The sequence below is a fragment of the Delftia acidovorans NBRC 14950 genome, from assembly GCF_001598795.1.
GTDB lineage: Bacteria > Pseudomonadota > Gammaproteobacteria > Burkholderiales > Burkholderiaceae_C > Comamonas > Comamonas acidovorans.
This window is the reverse complement of sequence record NZ_BCZP01000003.1, coordinates 173,279-193,350: the sequence shown is the minus strand read 5'-3', so window position 1 is coordinate 193,350 and position 20,072 is coordinate 173,279. Positions and strand designations below refer to the sequence as shown.

The 20,072-nt window shown below is 65.2% G+C and carries 21 protein-coding genes; 8 read left to right on the top strand and 13 right to left on the bottom strand.

From position 1 onward, the window contains the following. Position 1 precedes the first annotated feature (1 nt). The gene (locus DA1_RS05290; protein WP_034391319.1) at positions 2-1,501 is read left to right on the top strand and encodes an efflux transporter outer membrane subunit; all 1,500 of its coding nucleotides are present in this window, start codon (positions 2-4) and stop codon (positions 1,499-1,501) included. 3 nt (positions 1,502-1,504) lie between these two features. Here DA1_RS05290 and DA1_RS05285 read toward each other — a convergent pair whose 3' ends face one another. Beyond that, the gene (locus tag DA1_RS05285; protein WP_012204183.1) at positions 1,505-1,870 is read right to left on the bottom strand and encodes a hypothetical protein; all 366 of its coding nucleotides are present in this window, start codon (positions 1,868-1,870) and stop codon (positions 1,505-1,507) included. Positions 1,871-1,970: 100 nt separating this feature from the next. Here DA1_RS05285 and DA1_RS05280 point away from each other — a divergent pair, with 100 nt between their 5' ends. Further along, positions 1,971-2,657 (top strand): ABC transporter ATP-binding protein, encoded by a 687-nt coding sequence (locus DA1_RS05280; protein WP_034391321.1) that lies wholly within the window; start codon positions 1,971-1,973, stop codon positions 2,655-2,657. A 23-nt stretch (positions 2,658-2,680) separates the two neighbouring features. On the opposite strand, the gene DA1_RS05275 is transcribed toward DA1_RS05280, so the two are convergent. The 4 genes from DA1_RS05275 to DA1_RS05260 form a co-directional block, all read right to left on the bottom strand. Continuing rightward, positions 2,681-3,493, bottom strand: coding sequence for a LytR/AlgR family response regulator transcription factor (locus DA1_RS05275; protein WP_034391322.1), 813 nt, complete (start codon positions 3,491-3,493; stop codon positions 2,681-2,683). A gap of 159 nt (positions 3,494-3,652) precedes the next feature. Further along, positions 3,653-4,741, bottom strand: a complete 1,089-nt coding sequence (locus tag DA1_RS05270; RefSeq protein WP_034391325.1) for a sensor histidine kinase — start codon at positions 4,739-4,741, stop codon at positions 3,653-3,655. Between the two features lie 29 nt (positions 4,742-4,770). Continuing rightward, positions 4,771-5,106 carry a 2TM domain-containing protein gene (locus DA1_RS05265; RefSeq protein WP_034391326.1) on the bottom strand — a complete coding sequence of 112 codons (336 nt, stop codon included), beginning with the start codon at positions 5,104-5,106 and terminating at the stop codon, positions 4,771-4,773. A 34-nt stretch (positions 5,107-5,140) separates the two neighbouring features. Next, positions 5,141-5,551, bottom strand: a complete 411-nt coding sequence (locus tag DA1_RS05260; RefSeq protein ID WP_034391329.1) for a DUF2306 domain-containing protein — start codon at positions 5,549-5,551, stop codon at positions 5,141-5,143. A 322-nt stretch (positions 5,552-5,873) separates the two neighbouring features. On the opposite strand from DA1_RS05260, the gene DA1_RS05255 reads away from it, so the two are divergent. Beyond that, a complete protein-coding gene (locus DA1_RS05255; protein WP_034391331.1) occupies positions 5,874-8,039 on the top strand; it encodes a TonB-dependent receptor in 2,166 nt (721 codons plus the stop codon). An 18-nt stretch (positions 8,040-8,057) separates the two neighbouring features. Continuing rightward, positions 8,058-9,287: a PepSY-associated TM helix domain-containing protein gene (locus DA1_RS05250; RefSeq protein WP_034391333.1), complete on the top strand. Its 1,230-nt coding sequence runs from the start codon at positions 8,058-8,060 to the stop codon at positions 9,285-9,287. 328 nt (positions 9,288-9,615) lie between these two features. Here DA1_RS05250 and DA1_RS05245 read toward each other — a convergent pair whose 3' ends face one another. Continuing rightward, entirely contained in the window at positions 9,616-9,894 is a 279-nt protein-coding gene (locus DA1_RS05245; protein ID WP_043781210.1) for a PsiF family protein, read from the bottom strand. Positions 9,895-10,087: 193 nt separating this feature from the next. On the opposite strand from DA1_RS05245, the gene DA1_RS05240 reads away from it, so the two are divergent. Continuing rightward, entirely contained in the window at positions 10,088-10,915 is an 828-nt protein-coding gene (locus DA1_RS05240) for an undecaprenyl-diphosphate phosphatase (RefSeq protein ID WP_034391335.1), read from the top strand. A gap of 150 nt (positions 10,916-11,065) precedes the next feature. Here DA1_RS05240 and DA1_RS05235 read toward each other — a convergent pair whose 3' ends face one another. From DA1_RS05235 to mutS, 3 genes are read right to left on the bottom strand one after another with little or no spacing between them, the layout of a single operon-like run. Further along, positions 11,066-11,935, bottom strand: coding sequence for an alpha/beta fold hydrolase (locus tag DA1_RS05235; RefSeq protein ID WP_034391336.1), 870 nt, complete (start codon positions 11,933-11,935; stop codon positions 11,066-11,068). After that, on the bottom strand, positions 11,932-12,990 hold the full coding sequence (locus DA1_RS05230) for a proteasome-type protease (protein ID WP_034391338.1): 1,059 nt from the start codon (positions 12,988-12,990) through the stop codon (positions 11,932-11,934). The genes DA1_RS05235 and DA1_RS05230 overlap by 4 nt, the downstream gene beginning before the upstream one ends. A gap of 55 nt (positions 12,991-13,045) precedes the next feature. Continuing rightward, positions 13,046-15,634 (bottom strand): DNA mismatch repair protein MutS, encoded by a 2,589-nt coding sequence (mutS, locus tag DA1_RS05225; RefSeq protein WP_034391340.1) that lies wholly within the window; start codon positions 15,632-15,634, stop codon positions 13,046-13,048. A 240-nt stretch (positions 15,635-15,874) separates the two neighbouring features. Between mutS and DA1_RS05220 the strand changes: the two genes are divergently transcribed. Together DA1_RS05220 and DA1_RS30265 are read left to right on the top strand one after the other, a co-directional pair. Next, a complete protein-coding gene (locus tag DA1_RS05220; RefSeq protein WP_230590732.1) occupies positions 15,875-16,522 on the top strand; it encodes an Arm DNA-binding domain-containing protein in 648 nt (215 codons plus the stop codon). A gap of 142 nt (positions 16,523-16,664) precedes the next feature. Beyond that, positions 16,665-17,588: a hypothetical protein gene (locus tag DA1_RS30265; RefSeq protein ID WP_155294186.1), complete on the top strand. Its 924-nt coding sequence runs from the start codon at positions 16,665-16,667 to the stop codon at positions 17,586-17,588. A gap of 25 nt (positions 17,589-17,613) precedes the next feature. Here the strand turns inward: DA1_RS30265 and DA1_RS31115 are convergent, their stop codons facing one another. The 4 genes from DA1_RS31115 to DA1_RS05210 form a co-directional block, all read right to left on the bottom strand. Further along, positions 17,614-18,069 carry a hypothetical protein gene (locus tag DA1_RS31115; RefSeq protein WP_162269874.1) on the bottom strand — a complete coding sequence of 152 codons (456 nt, stop codon included), beginning with the start codon at positions 18,067-18,069 and terminating at the stop codon, positions 17,614-17,616. Positions 18,070-18,176: 107 nt separating this feature from the next. Beyond that, positions 18,177-18,692, bottom strand: coding sequence for a hypothetical protein (locus DA1_RS30250; protein WP_155294187.1), 516 nt, complete (start codon positions 18,690-18,692; stop codon positions 18,177-18,179). Positions 18,693-18,945: 253 nt separating this feature from the next. Continuing rightward, complete coding sequence (locus tag DA1_RS05215; protein WP_051940571.1) at positions 18,946-19,467, bottom strand: glycoside hydrolase family protein; 522 nt, start codon at positions 19,465-19,467, stop codon at positions 18,946-18,948. 1 nt (position 19,468) lies between these two features. Next, positions 19,469-19,708, bottom strand: coding sequence for a holin (locus tag DA1_RS05210; protein WP_043792502.1), 240 nt, complete (start codon positions 19,706-19,708; stop codon positions 19,469-19,471). Positions 19,709-19,836: 128 nt separating this feature from the next. Between DA1_RS05210 and DA1_RS31240 the strand changes: the two genes are divergently transcribed. Next, positions 19,837-20,034 (top strand): TonB-dependent receptor, encoded by a 198-nt coding sequence (locus tag DA1_RS31240; RefSeq protein WP_034391344.1) that lies wholly within the window; start codon positions 19,837-19,839, stop codon positions 20,032-20,034. Positions 20,035-20,072: the final 38 nt, after the last annotated feature.

Sequence of the window (20,072 nt, the reverse complement as noted above, 5' to 3'; positions counted from 1 at the left end):
CATGCAGCTGAAGACACTCCAAACCCCGGCGATCTGGCTGGCCGCCGCGCTGCTGGCCGGCTGCTCCACGCAGAGCGCCTACCAGCGCCCCGCACTCGATGTGCCGGCCCAGTTCAAGGAAGCCACGCCCGAGGCGGCCGAGGCCGGCATCTGGCGGCCCGCAGATCCGTCGCGCGCGCAAGTGCCCGACAACTGGTGGGAGCTGTTCGGCGACGAGCAGCTCAACCGCCTGCAGCAGCAGGCCGCCACCGGCAACCAGAGCATTGCCCAGGCCGCCGCGCGCCTGCGTGCCGCGCAGGCGGCCGTGGCCAGCAGCCAGGCCGGGCTGTTCCCCACGCTGGGCAGCACGGCCGGCGCCACGCGCTCGCGCAGCGGCGGGGCTTCCGGTGCATCGGGTGCATCAGGCACGGGCGGCAACACCGGCAGTAGCGGCAACATCTCGACCAACTACTCGCTGGGCCTGAACGCCAGCTGGGAGCTGGACCTGTGGGGCCGCGTGTCGGGCACGGTCAGTGCCAGCCAGGCCAGCGCCCAGGCCAGCAGCGACGACCTGGCCGCCGCGCGGCTGTCGGCCCAGGCATCGATCACGCAGACCTATTTCTCGCTGCGCGCGGCCGACGCCAGCGTGCGGCTGCTGCAGGAAACGCTGCAGGGCTACGAGCAAAGCCTGAAGCTCACCAACAACCGCTACCGCGCGGGTGTGGCCTCGTCGGCCGATGTGGCCCAGGCCGAGGCGCAGTACAAAAGCACCCAGGCCCAGCTCATCGAGGCACAGACCAGCCGCGCCCAGCTGGAGCACGCCCTGGCCGCGCTGCTGGGCCTGCCGCCGGCCGCCTTCAGCCTGGAGGCCGGCGCCGAACTGCCGCCGCCGCCCGAGGTGCCGGCCATGCTGTCGTCCCAACTGCTGGAGCAGCGCCCCGACATTGCAGCGGCCGAACGCCGCGTGGCCGCCGCCAATGCCCAGGTGGGCGTGGCGCGCGCAGCCTTCTTCCCGGCGCTCACGCTGTCGGCCACGGCCGGCTACCGGGGTGCATCGCTGTCCAACCTGGTGAGTGCGCCCAACCTGTTCTGGTCGCTGGGCCCGTCGCTGGCGCTGGCGCTGTTCGACGGCGGCGCGCGCACGGCGGCCGTGGAGTCGGCGCGTGCCTCGCTGGACCTGGCCGCCGCCACCTACCGCCAGACCGTGCTGACGGCGTTGCAGGAGGTGGAGGACAACCTGGTCGCCGCATCCGCCCTGGCGCGCGAGCAGCAGGTGCAGATCGAGGCCGTGGCCGCCGCGCAGAAGGCGCTGGATGTCGTCAACAACCAGTACCGCGCGGGCACGGTGGCCTATCTGAATGTGCTCAGCGCCCAGACCACGGTGCTGTCGGCGCGGCGCAGCCTGATCGATGTGCGCAACCGGCGGCTGGCCGCCGTCAACACCTTGCTCAAGAACGTGGCCGGGTGGTGGCAGCCGCTGGGTCCGGCCTCCGTGCAGGGGCCGCAGGCTGTCCCGCGCTGATGTTCAGTCCTGCAGCTCGAAGGCCTGGCGCAATGCTTCGCCGAAGGCCGCGCTGCCGCTGATCGACAGGTTCACCGTGGTGCGGCCATCCCCCGCCGCCACGGATTGCAGGCGCGCCGTGGCTGCGTCAAAGCGCCAGGCCAGCGGCTGGCCGCCGTCGTCCTGGGCCTGCAGCTCGTAGTCCCAGTCGCCGCCTTCCTCGATGGGGCCGCGCCGGCCCTTGAAGCGGCGGTGCGCCCAGGCCAGCAATTGCTCCACCTCGGCCGCCAGCGCCGGTACGCGCGTGGCGGGCACGCTGGCCATGGCGTCCCAGCAGCCCGTGCCTTCGTCGTCTTCGCTGTAGTCGAAATCCAGGTAGTCGAGGGTCATGGTGGCGGTCCGCATGCGTAGTGCGTAGTTGGAAAAGGGAAAGCCCGGCATTGTGCCGCGTGCACAATCGCCCGCATCGCAGAACCGGAAAGACATTCAGATGGATACCGCACAGCAAACGATGGCGCCGCCGATGGTGAGCGCGCAGTCCCTGCGCTTCGGGCAGCCGGGCCTGCTGCTGTGGGATGGCGCCTCGCACGACTGGCCCGTGGGCCTGTGCCTGGTGCGCGGCGGCGAGGGCTGCGGCAAGACCAGCCTGCTGCAAATGCTGGCCGGCCAGTTGCCCTTGCAGGTCGGGCGCCTGGCGTATCCGCAGCAGCCGGACCCCTCGCAGCGCCCCGCGCTGTTCTGGCGCGACCCGCGCGCCGAACTGTCCAATGCCGAGCGCGCCCGGCCCGCGCAGGAATGGGTGCAGGCACAGCGGCAGTTGCACCCGGCGTGGAGCGAGGCGGCATGGCAGGCCCATGCCGACGGCCTGGGCCTGGAGCCCCACCTGCACAAGCCCCTGCTGGCCCTGTCCACGGGCAGCCTGCGCAAGCTGTGGATGGCGGCGGGTTGGGCCAGCGGCGTGCCGCTGCTGCTGATCGACGAGCCACTGGCCGCGCTGGACCGGGGGTCGATCGACCATGTGCAGCGCACGCTGGCGGGGCTGAACCGGGCCGGCCAGCAATCTGCGCCCGTGGCCGGGCATGGCCCCCGCTGCGTGATCGTCGCGCACTGGGACGAGATGCAGGGCGTGGCCTGGGACGACGTGCTGGACCTGCCCGATCAGCCGCCGCTGCGCTGACCGGAGCGCGTCTACATCGCCGCCTACATCGCCTTGAACCGCTGCGCGTAGAGGCGGCTGACGGCCAGTTTTTCCCCTCGCTCGCGCAGCTGCAGCCACAGCCGGCCAGCCTCGTCGCGCTGGGCATTGGCAATGGCCGCCGCACGCACCACCGTGCCGCGGTGCACCTGCCAGAATTCCTCGGCATCCAGACGGGGCAGCAGCTCCTTGAGCGGCGTGCGCACCAGGTACTCATGCGAGGCCGTGAGCACGCGCACGTACTTGTCGGCCGCCTCGAAGTAGACGACGTCGTGCACGGGCACCATCTGGATCTGCGTGCCCACGCCGGCCTGGATCATCTGCAGCGGCGGCTCGGTAGCGGTGGCGGCGGGGGCCGTGGCGCCGGCCAGGTGCCGCAATTGCTCCAGCGCCTGCGCCAGGGCAGCGCCGGCCGGGGCCACCGTGCGCTGGGCCAGCAGCTCGCGCAGGCGCTGCACGCTGCGCGCCAGCCGCTCGGGCTGCACGGGCTTGAGCAGGTAGTCCACGGCCTGGGCCTCGAAGGCGTCCATGGCGTACTGGTCATAGGCGGTCACGAAGACCAGGATGGGAAACGGCTGCGCTTCGGGCCAGGCGTCGGCCAGTTCGGCGGCAGCCTCCAGGCCGCTCTGGCCCGGCATGCGGATGTCGAAGAACAGCACATCGGGCTGCAGCGCCAGCGCCTGCCGGGCAGCACTCAGGCCGTCGCCCACCATGGCGGCAATCTGCAGCTCGGGCCAGGCGCGGGCCAGGGCCTGGCGCAGGTCCTCGGCCAGCAGGGGTTCGTCTTCGGCGATCAGGGCGCGGGGGGAGGAGGTCATTTCAGTCTTCTATTTCACTTGCGCATTGCCGACAGCGTATGAAACTGGCGCGGCCCAACTCAGGGACACCGAGGAAGGGCCGCCCCGCACCGAGGGTGTCGTTCCCCTCCCGCGAAGCGAGAGAGGGCGCCGTGCACACGGGGGAAGGCGCGAAGCGACTCAGGGGGTGCATTTGAGGGTGATGCGGGCGAGCGTGCCGCCTTCGGGCAGGGCGGCCAGTTCGAAGTGCGCGGCGTCGCCATAGCGGCTGGCCAGGCGTTCGCGCAGCTGGGCCGTGCCGAAGCGGCTGCCGGGCAGGGCGGGCGCACCGGAATCCAGGCCCATGCCGTTGTCGGTCACGGTCAGCTCCAACGGGCCGCCGTCCATGCGGCGCGCGCGCACGGCGATATGTCCGCCTTCCAGCTTGGGCTCCAGTCCGTGGCGTATGCAGTTTTCCACCAGGGGCTGCAGCAGCAGCGGCGGCACGGGCACCTGGGCCAGGTCCTCGGGCAGGTCCAGCGTGTATTGCAGGCGCGGGCCCATGCGGATGGACATCAGCGCCAGGTAGTCGCGCAGGCGTGCGAACTCTTCGCCCAGCGCATGCTCGGTGCTGCGCGAGCCGCCCAGCGTGGCGCGCAGGTAGGCGATCAGATGGTCCAGCATGGCCTGGGCGCGCTGCGGGTCGCTGGCCACCAGCACGCGCAGGTTGGCCAGGGTATTGAACAGCATGTGCGGCTCCAGCTGGGCCTGCAGCAGGGTGAGTTTGGCCTCGGCCGCCTGGCGGCGGGCCTGCTCGGCCTGCATCTGCAGGTGGCGCGAGTAGCCCAGCAGGAAGAAGGCCAGCGACATCACCGTGCTGGCGACGATGGTGACGGCCAGCGGTATCCACAGACGGTGCATCAGGGCCGTGCTGGCGTCGGGATCGGCCCACTGCCTGTAGGCCGTGCCGATCAGCGATCCGATCACGAACCCCGTCACGATGCCGGCCACCACCAGCGCGGCGCCGCGCCATCCGCCGGGCCAGGGAATGTCCTGGCCCCGCGTCAGGCGCCAGCGGCCCAGTTCGATGGTGAGCCAGCTGGTCAGGCCAATCGACAGCGAGTAGATAAGGTTCACGTCCCAGCGGCCATGGTTGCTCAGGCTGAATGCGGCGGCAATCAGGGCGCAGGCCGAGGTCGTTGCGATGCCGTGGCGCAGCAGCGTGGTCCGTTCCACGATGTGGCCCTGTGCGGCCCGCTGGGATGGGGCGTTGGATGCGAGGTCGGGCATGGAGAGCAATGGTAGTCCCATGGCGGCGTTCAGCGGGCGCGGCCCTGGCGTGACTGCAGCGCCTGCCGCTCACGCTCCACCATGCGCCCGTGCCAGCCGTTGCCCGGCAGGGCCAGCCAGACCACGGCCCCGTGGATGGCCAGCCCCAGGCCCCAGCCCAGGGCCGGGAAGATGGCCCAGTGCCTGCCCTGGGACAGCGACAGCGCCGCCAGCCCGAGGTTGACCAGCACATAGACGCTGGCGTGGATCATCCAGCCCATCTTGGCGCCTGCGCGGCGGCGCGCCATGCGCTCCAGGGCATCGTCGTCGTGGCGGGCAGAGGGATCGAGGGGATGAAGGGAATCAAGGGGATCGAGGGTGCGCATGGGAAGTTCTCCGTCAGGGGGAAGGAAAGCGGCGTCAGGCCAGGCCCAGCTGCTGCCACAGCAGGTCGCCCAGGTAGCGGCCGGGCAGCAGGGTGAACAGGCCCGCCACGACGCAGGCGCCGATGTAGACGCTGCGCATGATCTTGCGGTGGCCGGCGATGTTGCCGTGGTACAGGTGCCAGAACGAGCGGCCCAGGCCGGCAAAGGTCAGCGGCACCAGCAGGTGGACGGGCGTGTAGCCGGCCCAGTTGGGCAGGCGGTAGTCGCGGATGAAGCAGGCGGACACCGCCGCGCAGACCATGAGCGTGACGAAGGCGTAACCGGCCGCGCGGTGCAGGCGGGGATGGACGGTGGCCTGGCGGCGTGCCAGCAAGGCGATGGCACCCGTGGCCGTGGCCCCGAGGGCGGCGCTCATGTGGATGGCGATCAGCGGTGTCATTTGCATGGCGGTGTCCTGGCGTGCGGCCCGGTTCTGCGGGCCTGTATGGGACAGGACTGTCGCTGCCGGACGCGGGTCGGGCCAGCGCCATGCGACGGACGGGCGCCGGCAGGGTGCCAGATGCATCGGGGCGCCGCGAGCTGCAGGGATCTCCGTGGTCGTTGGAAGATTGCGGCTATGGGGAGTGCGCACAAACTATTGCGAAGGGCCTTTGAATTCAATCACTTGGAGGATTGCTTCGATGCAACAGATTGAGAAAATTCATAGCGGCGCCCTAACGTGGTTGGTAAGCTAACGGATTCTGTAAATCATTCTCAGTATCATCCTCATGCCCTCCATCCGCCCGATTTCCCTGGCCGTTCTCTGCCTGTGCAGCCAGCAGGCCCTGATTGCCCAGACCCGGGGCGGCGACCCCGTGCTGGAGGCCGTGACGGTGGAGGCCAGTGCCGACGCATCGGCCCAGGGCCTGTCCAAGCCCTTCGCAGGCGGCCAGGTGGCCACGGGCGCGCGCAACGGCGTGCTGGGCACGCTGGACTGGAAGAATTCCTCGTTCTCCACCACCAGCTACACGCAGCAGCTGATCGAAGACACCCAGTCCAAGAGCGTGGGCGATGTGCTGCTCAACGACCCGGGCGTGCGCCAGGCGCGCGGCTTCGGCAACTTCCAGGAGCTGTATGTGCTGCGCGGCTTCCCGGTGTACTCGGACGACATCGCCTACAACGGCCTGTACGGCCTGCTGCCGCGCCAGTACATCGCCTCGGAGTTCTTCGAGCGCGTGGAGGTGCTGCGCGGCGCCAACGCCTTCCTCAATGGCGCAGCACCGGGCGGCAGCGGCATTGGCGGCACCATCAGCCTGCTGCCCAAGCGCGCCGGCAACGATGCGCTGACGCGCGTGGGCGCCGGCATCCAGACGGGCGGCCAGGCCTTTGTCTCCACCGACATCTCGCGCCGCTTCGGCCCTGACCAGAGCACCGGCATCCGCCTGAACGCCGTGCGCCGCGACGGCGGCACGGGCGTGGATGGCGAAGACCGCTCGCTCACCGCCCTGGGCGTGGGCCTGGACTGGCGCAGCCGCAACGTGCGCCTGTCGGGCGACGTGGGCTACCAGCGCAACAGCTACAACGGCGGCCGCCCCAGCGTGACGCCGGGCAACTTCATCCCGGCCGTGCCCGACAACAAGACCAACTACGGCCAGAACTGGTCGTACTCCACCGAGCGCGACCTGTTCGCCACGCTGCGTGCCGAATGGGACATCAACGACACGACCACGGCCTGGGCCGCCGGCGGCCTGCGCCGCGGCAAGGAAGACAACTCCCTGAGCGGCGTGACCGTGAGCAATGCGGCCGGCGACACCACGGGCACGCGCTTCGACAACAAGCGCAAGGACAGCGTGGGCACGGGCGAGGTCGGCATCCGCACGCGCCTGGCCACGGGCAGCGTGGGCCATGAGCTGGTGGCCACGGCCAGCACCTACTCGGCCACCGAGCGCAATGCCTGGGGCATGGGCTTTGGCGTGGTCAACAACATCTACAACCCCTGGAGCAGCGCGCGCCCGGCGATGACGCTGTTCGGCGGCAATCTGGCCGATCCCACGCGTGCCGGTGAAACCCAACTCAACAGCTTCGCCATCGGCGACACGCTGACGATGCTGGACGAGCGCCTGCGCCTGACCGTGGGCGTGCGCCGCCAGAGCATCGAGCAAAGCAGTTACGACTACAACACGGGCGCGCAGACCGACAACTACAAGAAGTCGGCCACCACGCCCATGCTGGGCCTGGTGTTCAAGACCAGCGAGAACACCTCGATCTACGCCAACTACATCGAAGGCCTGACCAAGGGCGCCGTGGCGCCGCAGACGGCCAACGACCTGCCCGTGTCCAACGGCGGCCAGGTGTTCGCGCCCTACAAGTCGCGCCAGAAGGAAATCGGCTTCAAGTGGCAGGGCCAGCAGCTGGGCGCCACGGTGGCGCTGTACACCACGGACATGCCTTCGGCCTATGTGGCCAACCAGGTCTTCGGCCAGTACGGCAAGCAGCGCAACAGCGGCCTGGAGGCCACGGTCTTCGGCGAACCCGTCAAGGGCCTGCGCGTGCTGGGCGGCGTGACCTTCAGCGAGGCCAAGATCCGCGAGGCCGCCGATGCCACCACCATCGGCAACTACGCCATCGGCGTGCCCAAGCGCCTGCTCAACCTGGGCGTGGACTGGGATGTGCCCGGCGTCTCGGGCCTGGCCCTCAATGCGCGCGTAATGCACACCTCCAGCCAGTACGCCAACGGCGCCAACACGCTGAAGGTGGCCTCGTGGACGCGCACCGACATCGGCGCGCGTTATCTCATGGACATCGGCAACAACCGCTTGCTGACCCTGCGCGCGCGCATCGACAACCTGTTCGACAAGGGCTACTGGTCGTCCGTGGGCGGCTACCCGGGCGCCAACTACCTGGTGCAGTCCATGCCGCGCACCTTCTCGCTGAGCGCATCGGTGGACTTCTGAGCCGGAGCGATCTGAAGCATGCGCGCGTTGTGGACGGTGGTGCACCGCTGGATAGGCCTGGTGCTGGCCGGTTTCCTCACCATGGCCGGCCTCACCGGGGCCGTGCTGTCCTGGGACCATGAAATCGACGAATGGCTCAACGCCGACATGCTGGAGACCCCGGCACGCGGCCCGCTGAAGACCCCGCTGGAGCTGGCCGCCGCCGTGCAGGCCAGCGAGCCGCGCGCCGAGATCAGCTACATGACCCTGGGCCTGGTCGAGGGCGAAGCCGCCATGTTCATGGTGCGCCCCCGGCCCGACCCGGCCACGGGCCAGGCGCCTGCGCTGGGCTATGACACGGTCTTCGTCGATCCGGTCAGCGGCCACATCACCGGCCAGCGCAACGGGCGCAGCTTCGCGCTCAGCCAGCGCAACCTCATGCCCTGGCTGCGCCACCTGCACGAAAGCCTGCTGGCCCCGCGCTTTTGGGGCACGGACCGCTGGGGCTACTGGTTCATGGGCAGCCTGGCCCTGCTGTGGGTGGCCGACAGCTTTGTCGCGCTGCTGCTGACCTTTCCCGTCAAGCTCAGGAAAAGCACCCCGCGCCTGACGGCGGCCGTGGGATCGTGGTGGCGGCGCTGGCTGCCCTCATGGCGCGTGCGCTGGGGCGGCGGCGCCTACAAGCTCAACTTCGACCTGCACCGCGCGGGCGGCCTGTGGGTCTGGGCCGTCATCGTCATCGTGGCCTTCACCTCGTTCTCGCTGAACCTGTACCGCGAAGTCTTCTACCCGGTGATGAGCACCGTCTCCACCACCACGCCCGGCCCCTACGAAACCCTCAAGCCTGCGCCCCAGGGCACGCTCCTCGTGCCCAAGGTCTCGTTCGCCCAGGCCATCGCCATCGCCCAGAGCGAGGCCAAGCGCCTGGGCTTCGCCCAGCCCGCAGGCGGCATCTGGTGGGGCGGCGACTTCCCGTTCTACAACATCTCCTTCTTCGACCCGCACGACGAAACCGGCGCCATGGGCATGGGCCTGTCCAACATCTACGTCAGCTCGGACAACGGCGAAGTCCTGGGCACCTACCGCCCCTGGCACGGCACCGCAGCCGACGTCTTCGTCCAGCTGCAACTGCCCCTGCACAGCGGCCGCATCCTCGGCACCCCCGGCCGCGTGCTCATGTCCTTCGTCGGCGTGCTCGTCGCCGTCCTGTCGATCACCGGCGTCATCATCTGGTGGCGCAAGCGAAGGGCCAGGAAGATGACCCCCTGAGCGGCTGCGCCGCTTCCCCCTTCTCGCTTCGCGGAGGGGGACGCAGCCCTCACTGCGGGGCGGCCCTTGCTCGGCTGCCCGCGCTTGAGCCCTGCGAGTTTGAACGGCTGTCGGTAGTACACGGCTCCATTGATAGCCAAATCAGAAAACTATCCGCCTAAACAGCAAAGCCACCGAAAACGGTGGCTTTTTGCAATGCTTGACGGGCTCAAGGCCATCCCGACTGGCGCGCCCTAAAGCGAGGGACACCGAGGAAGGGCCGCCCCGCAGCGAGGGTGTCGTCCCCCCCGCGCAGCGAGAGGGGGAAGGCGCACAGCGCCTCAGGGGGTCAGTCCTTCTTCAAGCATTCGCTCATGAACGCCTTGCGCTCATCACCCTTCTTGCCCGTGGCGTCCACGTTGCAGGTCTTCATGCGTTCCTGCTGGCGCTTCTTGCCGTCGGACAGGCAGGACTTCATGAACTCCTTGCGCTCGTCGCCTTTCTTGCCGGTGGCTTCGGTGTTGCAGGTGCCCATCAGCTTTTGCTGGGCCGTGGGAGCCTTGTCCCCTGCGGCCATGCCCATGCTGCAGGCCAGGGAGACAACTGCCAGAACAACGATTTTTTTCATGATGGAATGGTTTTGAAGGCGCGCTGAAGTCCAGCGCACCCACATTGCAGCACAGTGCCGGGCGCGCAGCAACGTTGCGGGCTGCGCGTTGTAAAAGTTTGCGATTGCCGCTGACAGGCGGGCAGGCGGACACCGGCAGGCCATGGCCAGCGCAGATAATGGCCCACTTTTGCATTGCGACAGGACGCTTGCCGTGGACATTCTTTTGCTGGTCAAGGCCGCCATCATGGGCATCGTGGAAGGGCTGACGGAGTTCCTTCCCATCTCCTCCACCGGCCACCTCATCCTGGCCGGTTCGCTGCTGGGCTTCGACGATGCCAAGGCCAAGGTCTTCGACATCGCCATCCAGACCGGCGCCATCTTCGCCGTGGTGCTGGTGTACTGGCAGAAGATCCGCTCCACCGTGGTCGACCTGCCCACCAGCCGCCAGGCGCAGCGGCTCACGCTGAACGTCATCATCGGCTTCCTGCCGGCCGTGGTGCTGGCGCTGATCTTCGGCAAGTTCATCAAGGCGCACCTGTTCACGCCCACCGTGGTGGCCACCACCTTCATCCTGGGCGGCTTCGTCATCCTGTGGGCCGAACGCCGGCCCGCCTCGGCCATGCGCGTGCAGACCGTGGATGAGATGACGCCGCTGGACGCCCTCAAGGTCGGCCTGGTGCAGTGCCTGGCCATGATTCCCGGTACCAGCCGCAGCGGCGCCACCATCATCGGCGGCATGCTGATGGGCCTGTCGCGCAAGGCGGCGACCGACTTTTCGTTCTTCCTGGCCATTCCCACGCTGATCGGCGCCGGCGTCTACAGCCTCTACAAGGAGCGCGCCCTGCTGTCGGTGGCCGACATCCCCATGTTCGCCGTGGGCCTGGTGTTCTCCTTCATCAGCGCCTGGCTGTGCGTGCGCTGGCTGCTGCGCTACATCTCCACCAACAGCTTCGTGCCGTTTGCCTGGTACCGCATCGCCTTCGGCATCATCGTGCTGGTGACGGCCTTCACCGGGGTCGTATCCTGGAGCGAGGCCTGACAGCCTGCGCCGCCCATGCAAAAAGCCACCCCAAGGGTGGCTTTTTTTGTCGCCGGGCCGCCCCAAGACAAAAAGCGGCCCCCCCGGGGGGCAGCGGACCTTGCGCAGCAAGGGGAGCGTGGGGGTCTTTTTTGTGCCTGAAGCTCCGGTTCAGGCCTCGGAGCCCAGCAGGTTCAGCAGTGCGGCCTCGATGGCGGCGGCCGTGGCGTGGGGCCGCTCCATGGGGAACAGGTGGCTGCCGTCCAGCATCATCACGCGCCCGCGCGTGATGCGGCGCGTCAGGTCCATGCCCACCTGGCGCATCTCCACCGAGGCACGCCCGCCGATGAAGGCCGCCGGGCAGCGCAGCGGATGATGGTGCAGCAGCGAGGCCAGGTTGTGCGGCAAGGTGTTGTAGATGGCGGTCTCCACCTCGCGCGTGAAGTGCAGCATGCGCCGGCCGTCCACATCGGCCAGGCCGCCCTGCACATAGTCCTGGAGCACCTGCGGGTGCCATTGCGCAAACACCTTCTTGGCGCGGAAGTAGGCCAGCGCCTCCTCGTCGCTGTCCCAGGCATTGCGGCGGCGGGCGCTGATCTTGCCCGGCGAGACCGAGCCCACCAGCTGCGTGCGCTTGGCCACGCCCACGGCATTGGCACGCCAGCCGCTGAGCAATGGCGAGTCGATCAGCAGCACGCCGCGCGCCAGTTCGGGGTGGCGTGCAGCCGTCATCACGCTCAGGAAACCGCCCAGCGAATGCCCGACCAGAAAGACCGGACCGCCCACGCGCTCTACCTCGGCGCGCGTGAATTCGGCCAGTTGTTCGACCAGGTGGGGCCAGTTGTTGGTGACGGGAAAGCGCGGGTCATGGCCGAAGCGCTCCACGCCCTGCGCCGCGATGCCGCGCTCGGCCAGCAGCGAGAACAGCAGCCGGTAGGTGGGCAGCGCAAAGCTGTTGGCATGCGAGAAGACCACGGGCAGCGGTGCCGATCCCGTGCCCCCATCGCTGTCGGCCCGCTGCGCGGGCCGGGCCGCGTTCACGGCTGGGGCTCCTGGCCGGTTCGGTCCGGAGCATCCGGCAAGCCTTGCTGGTGGCCGGAGGGTTGCCCGGCGTCCGGCCGCATGGGCGATGCCGGGCCCGGCTGCAGGGGCGTCATGGGCGAGGTGGCCAGCCCGTCGGCCGTGGAGGTGCCAAGGCCTGCACCCGTGCCGCTGTGATAGGGCTGGCGCAGCGCCGCAGGCGGCAGCCGGCCCATGCTGCGCGCCGACGAGCGCAGGGCGCCTGCCGGCGCGGTGACCTTGGTCAGCGGCTGGGCCTGGCGGCTGTGCACGCGAATGGGCACCGCGGAATCGCTGCCCTCCCAGGCCGGGTCTTCGATGCTGTCGAAGACATGGCGCAGGCGCTCGCCCCAGCTGTCGTGCAGCATGCGGAAATACGGATTGCTCTCGTCGATGCTGACGATCTTGTCGGAGGCAAAGCGGTCCTTCTCGTACACGATCAGGTCCAGCGGCAGGCCCACCGAGAGGTTGGACTTGAGCGTGCTGTCCATGGACACCAGGGCGCACTTGGCGGCCTCGTCCAGCGGCGTGCGCGGCGTGATCACGCGGTCCAGCACGGGCTTGCCGTACTTGGACTCGCCGATCTGGAAGTAGGGCGTCTCGCTCGTGGCCTCGATGAAGTTGCCTGCCGAGTAGACCTGGAACAGTCGCATGTTCTCGCCCTGGATCTGGCCGCCCAGCACCAGCGAGATATTGAAGTCCACGCCCGAGCGCGACAGCGCCACGCCGTCGCGCTCGAACACATGGCGCACGGCCGCGCCCAGCACGCGGGCCGCATCGAACATGCTGCGCACGTTCCAGATGGTCAGCATGTCGCCCGTGGCCTCGTCGCGCAGTTGCTGGCTCTCCAGCAGCTCGCGAACGGACTGGGTGATGGACAGGTTGCCGGCCGACAGCAGCACCATGAAGCGGTCGCCGGGGTTCTCGTAGACCATGAGCTTGCGGAACGAGCTGATCTGGTCCAGGCCGGCATTGGTGCGCGAGTCGGCCAGGAAAACCAGGCCGGCGTTGAGCTTGATGGCAACGCAATAAGTCATGGAAGCGTCCGAATCTGCGGAAATGGCAAGTTTAGTGCGAGGCGATTGACCGCGTTCAGGCGGCGATCTTCTTGAGCTGGTAAAGGGCTTCCAGCGCCTCGCGCGGGCTCAGTGCGTCGGGATTGATGGCGGCCAGCGCCTGGGCCAGCGGATCGTGGCGGCTTTCGGGCTCGGGCATGTCGGGCGCATCGAACAGGTCCACCTGCAGGCGGCCCTCGTCGGCATGGGCCTCCAGTGCCTCCAGCGCATGGCGCGCGTGGTGCAGCACGCCGGCCGGCATGCCCGCCAGCTTGGCCACCTGGATGCCGTAGCTGCGGCTGGCCGGGCCGGGCTGGATCTCGTGCAGGAAGACGATGTCCTGGCCGGACTCCGCCGCGCTCACATGCATGTTCACGGCCGCGCGTGCCTTGGCCGGCAGCTCGGTCAGCTCGAAGTAGTGCGTGGCAAACAGCGTGAAGGCGCGCGTCCTGTCGTGCAGCTGGGTGGCGATGCCGCTGGCCAGCGCCAGGCCGTCGAAGGTGCTGGTGCCCCGGCCGATCTCGTCCATCAGCACCAGGCTGTGCGGCGTGGCCGAATGCAGGATCTGCGCGGCCTCGGTCATCTCCATCATGAAGGTGGACTGGGCATTGGCCAAGTCGTCGGCCGCGCCGATGCGCGTGTGGATGGCGTCGATGGGCCCCAGCCGGCAACTGGACGCCGGCACATGCGAGCCCATGCTGGCCAGCAGCACGATCAGCGCCACCTGGCGCATATAGGTCGACTTGCCGCCCATGTTGGGGCCGGTGATGATCTGCATGCGCGTGTTGGCGTTCATGCGCGTGTGGTTGGCGATGAAGCTGCCGCTGGAGGTCTCGGCCATGCGGGCCTCCACCACGGGGTGGCGGCCGGCCTCGATCTCGATGCAGGGATGGTTCACGAACTCGGGCGCGCACCAGTTCAGCGTCAGCGAGCGCTCGGCCAGCGTGCACAGCACGTCGATGGCGGCAATGGCACCGGCCACGCGCGTGAGCGCCGGCACATGGGGCTGCAGCTGGTCCAGCAACTGCTCGTAGAGGAATTTCTCGCGCTGCAGCGCCCGCTCCTGCGCGGACAGGGCCTTGTCCTCGAAGGCCTTGAGCTCGGGCGTGATGTAGCGCTCGGCGTTCTTCAGCGTCTGGCGGCGGCGGTAGCGCTCGGGCACCGCGTCCTTGTAGCTGTTGGTGATCTCTATATAGAAGCCGTGCACCTTGTTGAACTGCACGCGCAGGTTGGGAATGCCGGTCAGCAGCTTTTCCTTGGCCTCCAGCTCCAGCAGGAAATCGTCGCAGTTGTTCTGGATGGCGCGCAGCTCGTCCAGCTCGGCGTCGTAGCCCGTGGCAAACACGCCGCCGTCGCGCACCAGGGCGGCCGGCTCTTCCATGATGGCGCGCACCAGCAGCTCGGCGCAGCCCTCGGGCGGCTGCAGGTCGGCAAACAGCTGGGTCAGGTGGGCCGAGGGCGTCTGCCCGGCCTGGGCCAGCACGGCGGCCTTGTGCAGCGTGCGGCCCAGTCCCACCAGCTCGCGCGGGCGCACCTGGCGCAGCGCGGTGCGCGCCGTGATGCGCTCCACATCGCTCACGCCCTTGAGCTGCTCGCGCAACTGCTGCCAGGGCGCGGCCATGCCGCCTGCGCTGGCGCCCTGCAGCGCCCGCGTGGCCTCCAGCCGGGCCATGGCCTGCGTGCGGTCGCGGCGCGGCTCCAGCAGCCAGGCCTTGAGCAGGCGGCTGCCCATGCCCGTCATGCAGGTGTCCAGCAGGGAGAACAATGTGGGCGAATCCTCGCCGCGCAGCGTCTTGACCAGCTCCAGGTTGCGGCGCGTGGCCAGCGGCAGCGCAATCAACTCATCGTCGCGCTGCACCTGCAGAGCGTGGATGTGCGACAGGCTGCGGCCCTGCGTGTGCTCCGCATACGACAGCAGCGCGGCGCTGGCGCCATGGGCCAGCGGCAGGTCCTCGGCCTCCCAGGCCTTGAGGCTGGCCGCGCCCAGCAGCTCCAGCAGCTTGCGCTCGCCCAGGCCGCCGTCGAACTGCCAGTCGGGGCGCGGCGACAGCGGGCAGGCAATGGAGCCGCCATGGCGCAGCGCGAACAGGCTCTGCTCGAAACGCTCGGTCACGCCCGCGCTGTAGATCAGCTCGCTGGGCGCAATGCGTGAAATCCAGGCGCCCAGCTCATCGTGGGAACACTCGGCCAGATGGATGCGCCCCTGCGTCACCGCCATCCAGGCCAGGCCGCAGCGCTGGCGCCCGGCCGTGTGAAGGGACAGCAAGATCGCCTCGCTCTTGTCCGACAGCAGCTCACTGTCGGTCAGCGTGCCCGGCGTCACCACGCGCACCACCTTGCGCTCCACCGGGCCCTTGGCGGCGCCCACCTCGCCCACCTGCTCGCAGATCGCCACCGACTCGCCCAGCTTGATCAGCCGGCCCAGGTAGTTCTCCAGCGCATGGAAGGGCACGCCCGCCATCGGAATCGGCTGCCCCGCCGTCTGCCCGCGCGTGGTCAGCGTAATGTCCAGCAGCCGCGCCACCTTCTCCGCATCCCCGAAGAACAGCTCGTAGAAATCCCCCATGCGGTAGAAAACCAGCGTGTCGGGGTAGTTGATCTTGATGCCCAGGTACTGCTGCATCATGGGCGTATGTGACGCCAAAGGTATTTCGCTAAGTGCCTGATTCACTTCAATATCTTCGCTCATTACTTTTGAAATCAATCACTTGGGTTTGTTGACTGTTTTTATATACAGTCCAACTATGTCCCGCTTAAACCCATCTACACTGCGCACTTTGGCGTAAGTTTTTCGGCGTCCTTTTGAAGAAGTTACGCCGAACAGGTTGGGGCCGATTTGGAAACCTGCGCCGCATACGGAGGCGCCATGAGTTTCAACGCACGCCGGGCCAAGTCGCTGGAGCCGGGGGAGCACATTATTGTCGATCACGCCCCGGGCCTTCGCCTGGTGGCCACTGCCACGCGGCGCACATGGACATATCGGTACAAGAGCCCCGTGGACGGCGACATGCGCCAGATTGCCATGGGCCAATGGCCCGAGATGAGCTACCCCAGCGCGCTCGCTGTGTGGGAGCAGCTCAAGCGAAGACGTGATGCAGGTGAGGACCTGGCCAGGGAGAAGCGGCGTGCAGCCGCTGTCGCCCAAGCCCGATCCGATGTGCGGGGCCGCGACGGAATCTATACCGTGCGGTATCTGTTTGAGGACTACCTGCAGGGGCATGTTGAGCGGCACCGCAAGCCCAAGGGCAGCGCCGAAGCGCGGCGCCTGTTGGTCAACTACACCACCAAGATTCACGCTCTGGAGCCGGCAGACGTTGGGCGCAGCATGGCGTTCTCGCTGCTGGAAGGCGTGGCCGTCAAGACGCCCGTGCTGGCCAACAGCCTGCGCTCAGAGCTTGGGGCGGCCTGGGACTATGCGCTTGACGCGGGCCGGGTGGCGTCTATGTGCTGGTTGCCAATGAGCAGCTTTTCATCAAGCGCGTTACGCGGCGCATTGATGGGCAGTTGGAAGTGACGAGCGACAACCCGAATGTGCGCACTGTGGAGGTGCTCAATGGGTGCATCAGGTGCGTATCTGTGGGCGGGTTGTTTATGGGTGGAATGGGCGGCGGTTTTGATCTTTTTTAATTGGTTTGTTGTCCGAGATTTAGGTAAATATGTCGGAAATTGATAATGATAAGATTTTTGACAGACTCAAGACCCAAAGGGAAGAGTTAAATAAAAAGTATGTTGCCCAGCAGCTCTATGAAGTAGAAAGAATTAAAGGGCAGAGAAGTCGGAGAATACAAGGTCTTTCAGCAATGCTGTTTGGTCTTATTTTCACAGCTATGGCTGTATTTTCTTACGATTTACAAGGGTTAAGAGGGTTTTGGGTCTTTATTGCGGAGCGATTCTGGGTAATCTGTGGTGCTGGGGTTTCCATTTTTGGGTTGTCTTTATACATTAATAGTCTAAGCAATATATCAGACGTAGATGTGTTTCGGCGTGCCTCACTTATGGGCGGGGATATCCAGGGTGGTGATAAAAGATCTGCTGAAATTGGAGAGAATAAAGCACCTGATAGTTTCAAAGCTGCTATAGTTGAAATTACTAAATCATTACAGCAGCAGTCTGTGGTGTATGATGAAAAAGCCTCTGAGTTGCTCGATGCAGGTAGAGGCTATGCATTATTTGGTCTATCTTTTTTCTTTGTCTCCGTTGTTGTGTGGCAGGTGATATTTCATTTTTATGGATTTTCTAATGCGCATATCTTTGGGGTTGTCTCTTGTGCCTCATTATTTTTTGCTATCGAGATAATTAGTGCGTGGTATCTGCGTCAGTACCGTAATTATGTGGATGGGACAATCGAGTTATTGAAAATAAAAGCGATTTTTGACAAAATTATGTTGTTGAAGTTTGCATGTGATGAAGGTGATTCATCTTCAATACTGGAGACTCATCTTGGAAAATTGCTAGAGCGCGACTTTACTTGGCCCGATCGACCTAGTTCTGCGGGTCATGGAAGTCTTGACATCAAGACTTTGAAAGACGTAATTTCAATTGCTCAAAAATTCGTTAATAATTCAAAAGACGAAAAGTAGTTGTCTTTTTCTGTGGAGTGAGGTCTCATGGCGCTGACGAAATGCAAAGAATGTAAGAAAGAGGTTTCGACAAGCGCGTCTCTGCTTGAAGCCACTCGGGCGGCGTACTCCCCTCAGTGAGTCGTACAAAGTTATACTCCGTCAACTCTTCAGCGCTATAGCCTGCTTTTTGCAGCAGCACAGAAATATCAGCTGTTATACGGGTTACGGCTTTGCCATAAATTTCGGCATTGGGGCGGAGCTTCATGCTTGAAACCAAAATGCCATTAATGAGCGTTGGCCCGCCTTTCGGCGTCGCAGTAGCACCAGACTCGAAAACGGCGGCTGCACCCACCCGTGCAGAGCCACCCGGGATAATACGCCCAATCGTACTGGCGCCTCTGGTAAACACAGAGCTCAAGATTTCGCGGCCCGCACTGAAGGCGCTCAGGTGGAAGACACCATTCCGGGCGATTTGCGAGGCATGGGGGAAAAGATCCAAGCCGCTTTAGACTTCATTCGCACCATCTCACTGTGGGACTGAACATCTTAACTGTGAAATCCGTGAGGAGAATATTATTTATCCAATAGAAAAATGGCCAATAAATGTTATATTGAGCGCTCAACTATAATTCTGTAAATATCTTGGTTTGGAGATTCTTCTAGAGAGCATTCTTCGGCTTGAAAAATTATTCCAGAAATTTCAGAATTGACGGATGGATAATGAAGCTCTTCGATGTCGTCGTATTTTAATTTGAAAAAATCTTCAACTTTTGCTAATTTGTCACCAATGCCAATTGAATTCAAGAAAAGGCCTTGATATTTATTTGATAATGCTATAAGCACAAGATCTCCACTTGAGTTGAAATTCAGTTCAATTGATCCGAAGTTGTAATAATAACGGCCATTAATATGTGGAGAGTCTGGTGATGCATTATTTGTTCTAGTTGGAACAAAAATCCATCCAGATTCGTTTAATATGACTGACTGAACCTGTCCATCCTCCCTCTTCCATTGAATCGGATTAGTTATTAAATCGTTAATTTCACTGAAATTTATCCCTAAATCAAGTCCGGCAGCAGATTTTCCTGGAATTATGTCGGAGTGCAGGTTTATTTTATGCATTTTGCGCCTTTATTTCGATTTGGCCCATTGGTCATTAATTTTTGTTAATTGCAATCCTTGAGGATCAAGGATTATTGTATTTAAATTGGACTGGTAGTGACGTTCAGCCCAGCGCAGTAGGTCGGCCGTACGCGTACCGGTCCGGGTGCCGGGCATAGAGTCCACTTTGCAATCGCTCCGGTGCCAGGCACCGGCATAGACAGACTGTCAGTCAGCGCGGCCACTTAAACGCGCGACAACGCGAATAGCCTGCTCATGACAGCTCCCCCATTGGTTGAGCCGCATTCGACCCGCTCAAGCCCGTCTTGGGCGCCGTAACCGCACTACGGAAAGGGGCTGGTGAAGGAATATGCATCCGTCCCCCCATGTTCCCCCTCGGCGCGCGGTTGAGTCCCCGCGGCACCTGCGCGCTAAACATGTGGCTTTCGTCGGGGGTGCCCGCCTGCCCTGGCCCGACGTTGTAGATTAAGCTCAGGAAGGCGGCCAGGGTCTGGTCAGGTATGCCGTTGCGCACATGGGCGGGCACCCATCGCTCGAAGACTTCCCAGGCCTCCTGTATGCCCTGGCGGGTCAGCAGGTCGCATTCAGCCTGCGTGGCGCGGTCGCCCATCTGCACGCCACGGCTCCAGCCTTCGCAGATTGTGGGAATGCCGATGGGGTCGCGGTATGCGCCCAGCCTGCGGCCTTCCTCCACGGGCAGGAACTGAGCCAGCAGACCAGCCACCCCCACGGCCACCGCCGAGGCTCCTGCAGCAATCTTGATGTTGCTGGCCACTTCATAGGACGGTCTCCCCACCGGCCTCGTTTTCCAGCCAGGCGGTGAGCGCGCGTTCTTCGCGCCGGTCCTTGCGCCATTGCCAATACTGGCCCAGCAGCAGACCCACCACGCCGACGATGATGCCCACGATGACGCCGATTTCGGAAATCGTCAGCCCGCTGACCACGGCACTGATGGCGCCACCGTAGGTTGCCGTCTTACCGCCGATGATGGCGACTTTCTCGATGCTGTCTGCCACTGTTTTCTCCCTCTCGCTGAGCACCGACACCCCGCGCAGCCTGCTGCGCGTGTCCACCAGCTACGCGCTGCCCGGCGAATGGTCGGCCTGGAAGGTGGGCGCCAACCTCGGCGCAAAGCCATGCCCGCGTGGACACCGTGCAAAACCCCGGCCATGCCGTGCTGGACCTGCGCGCCTCGTACCGCATCAACCGCAACTGGACGGCGGCGCTCAACATCGGCAACGTGACCGACAAGGTCTACTGGGCCGCCGTGGGCGGCGCGCGCAACGGCACCCACTACGGCATGCCGCGCAATGCCACGCTCACGCTGCGCGGAACCTTGTGAACGGACTGCCCCTGAGCTGCCTTGCCGCTGCTCCTGTG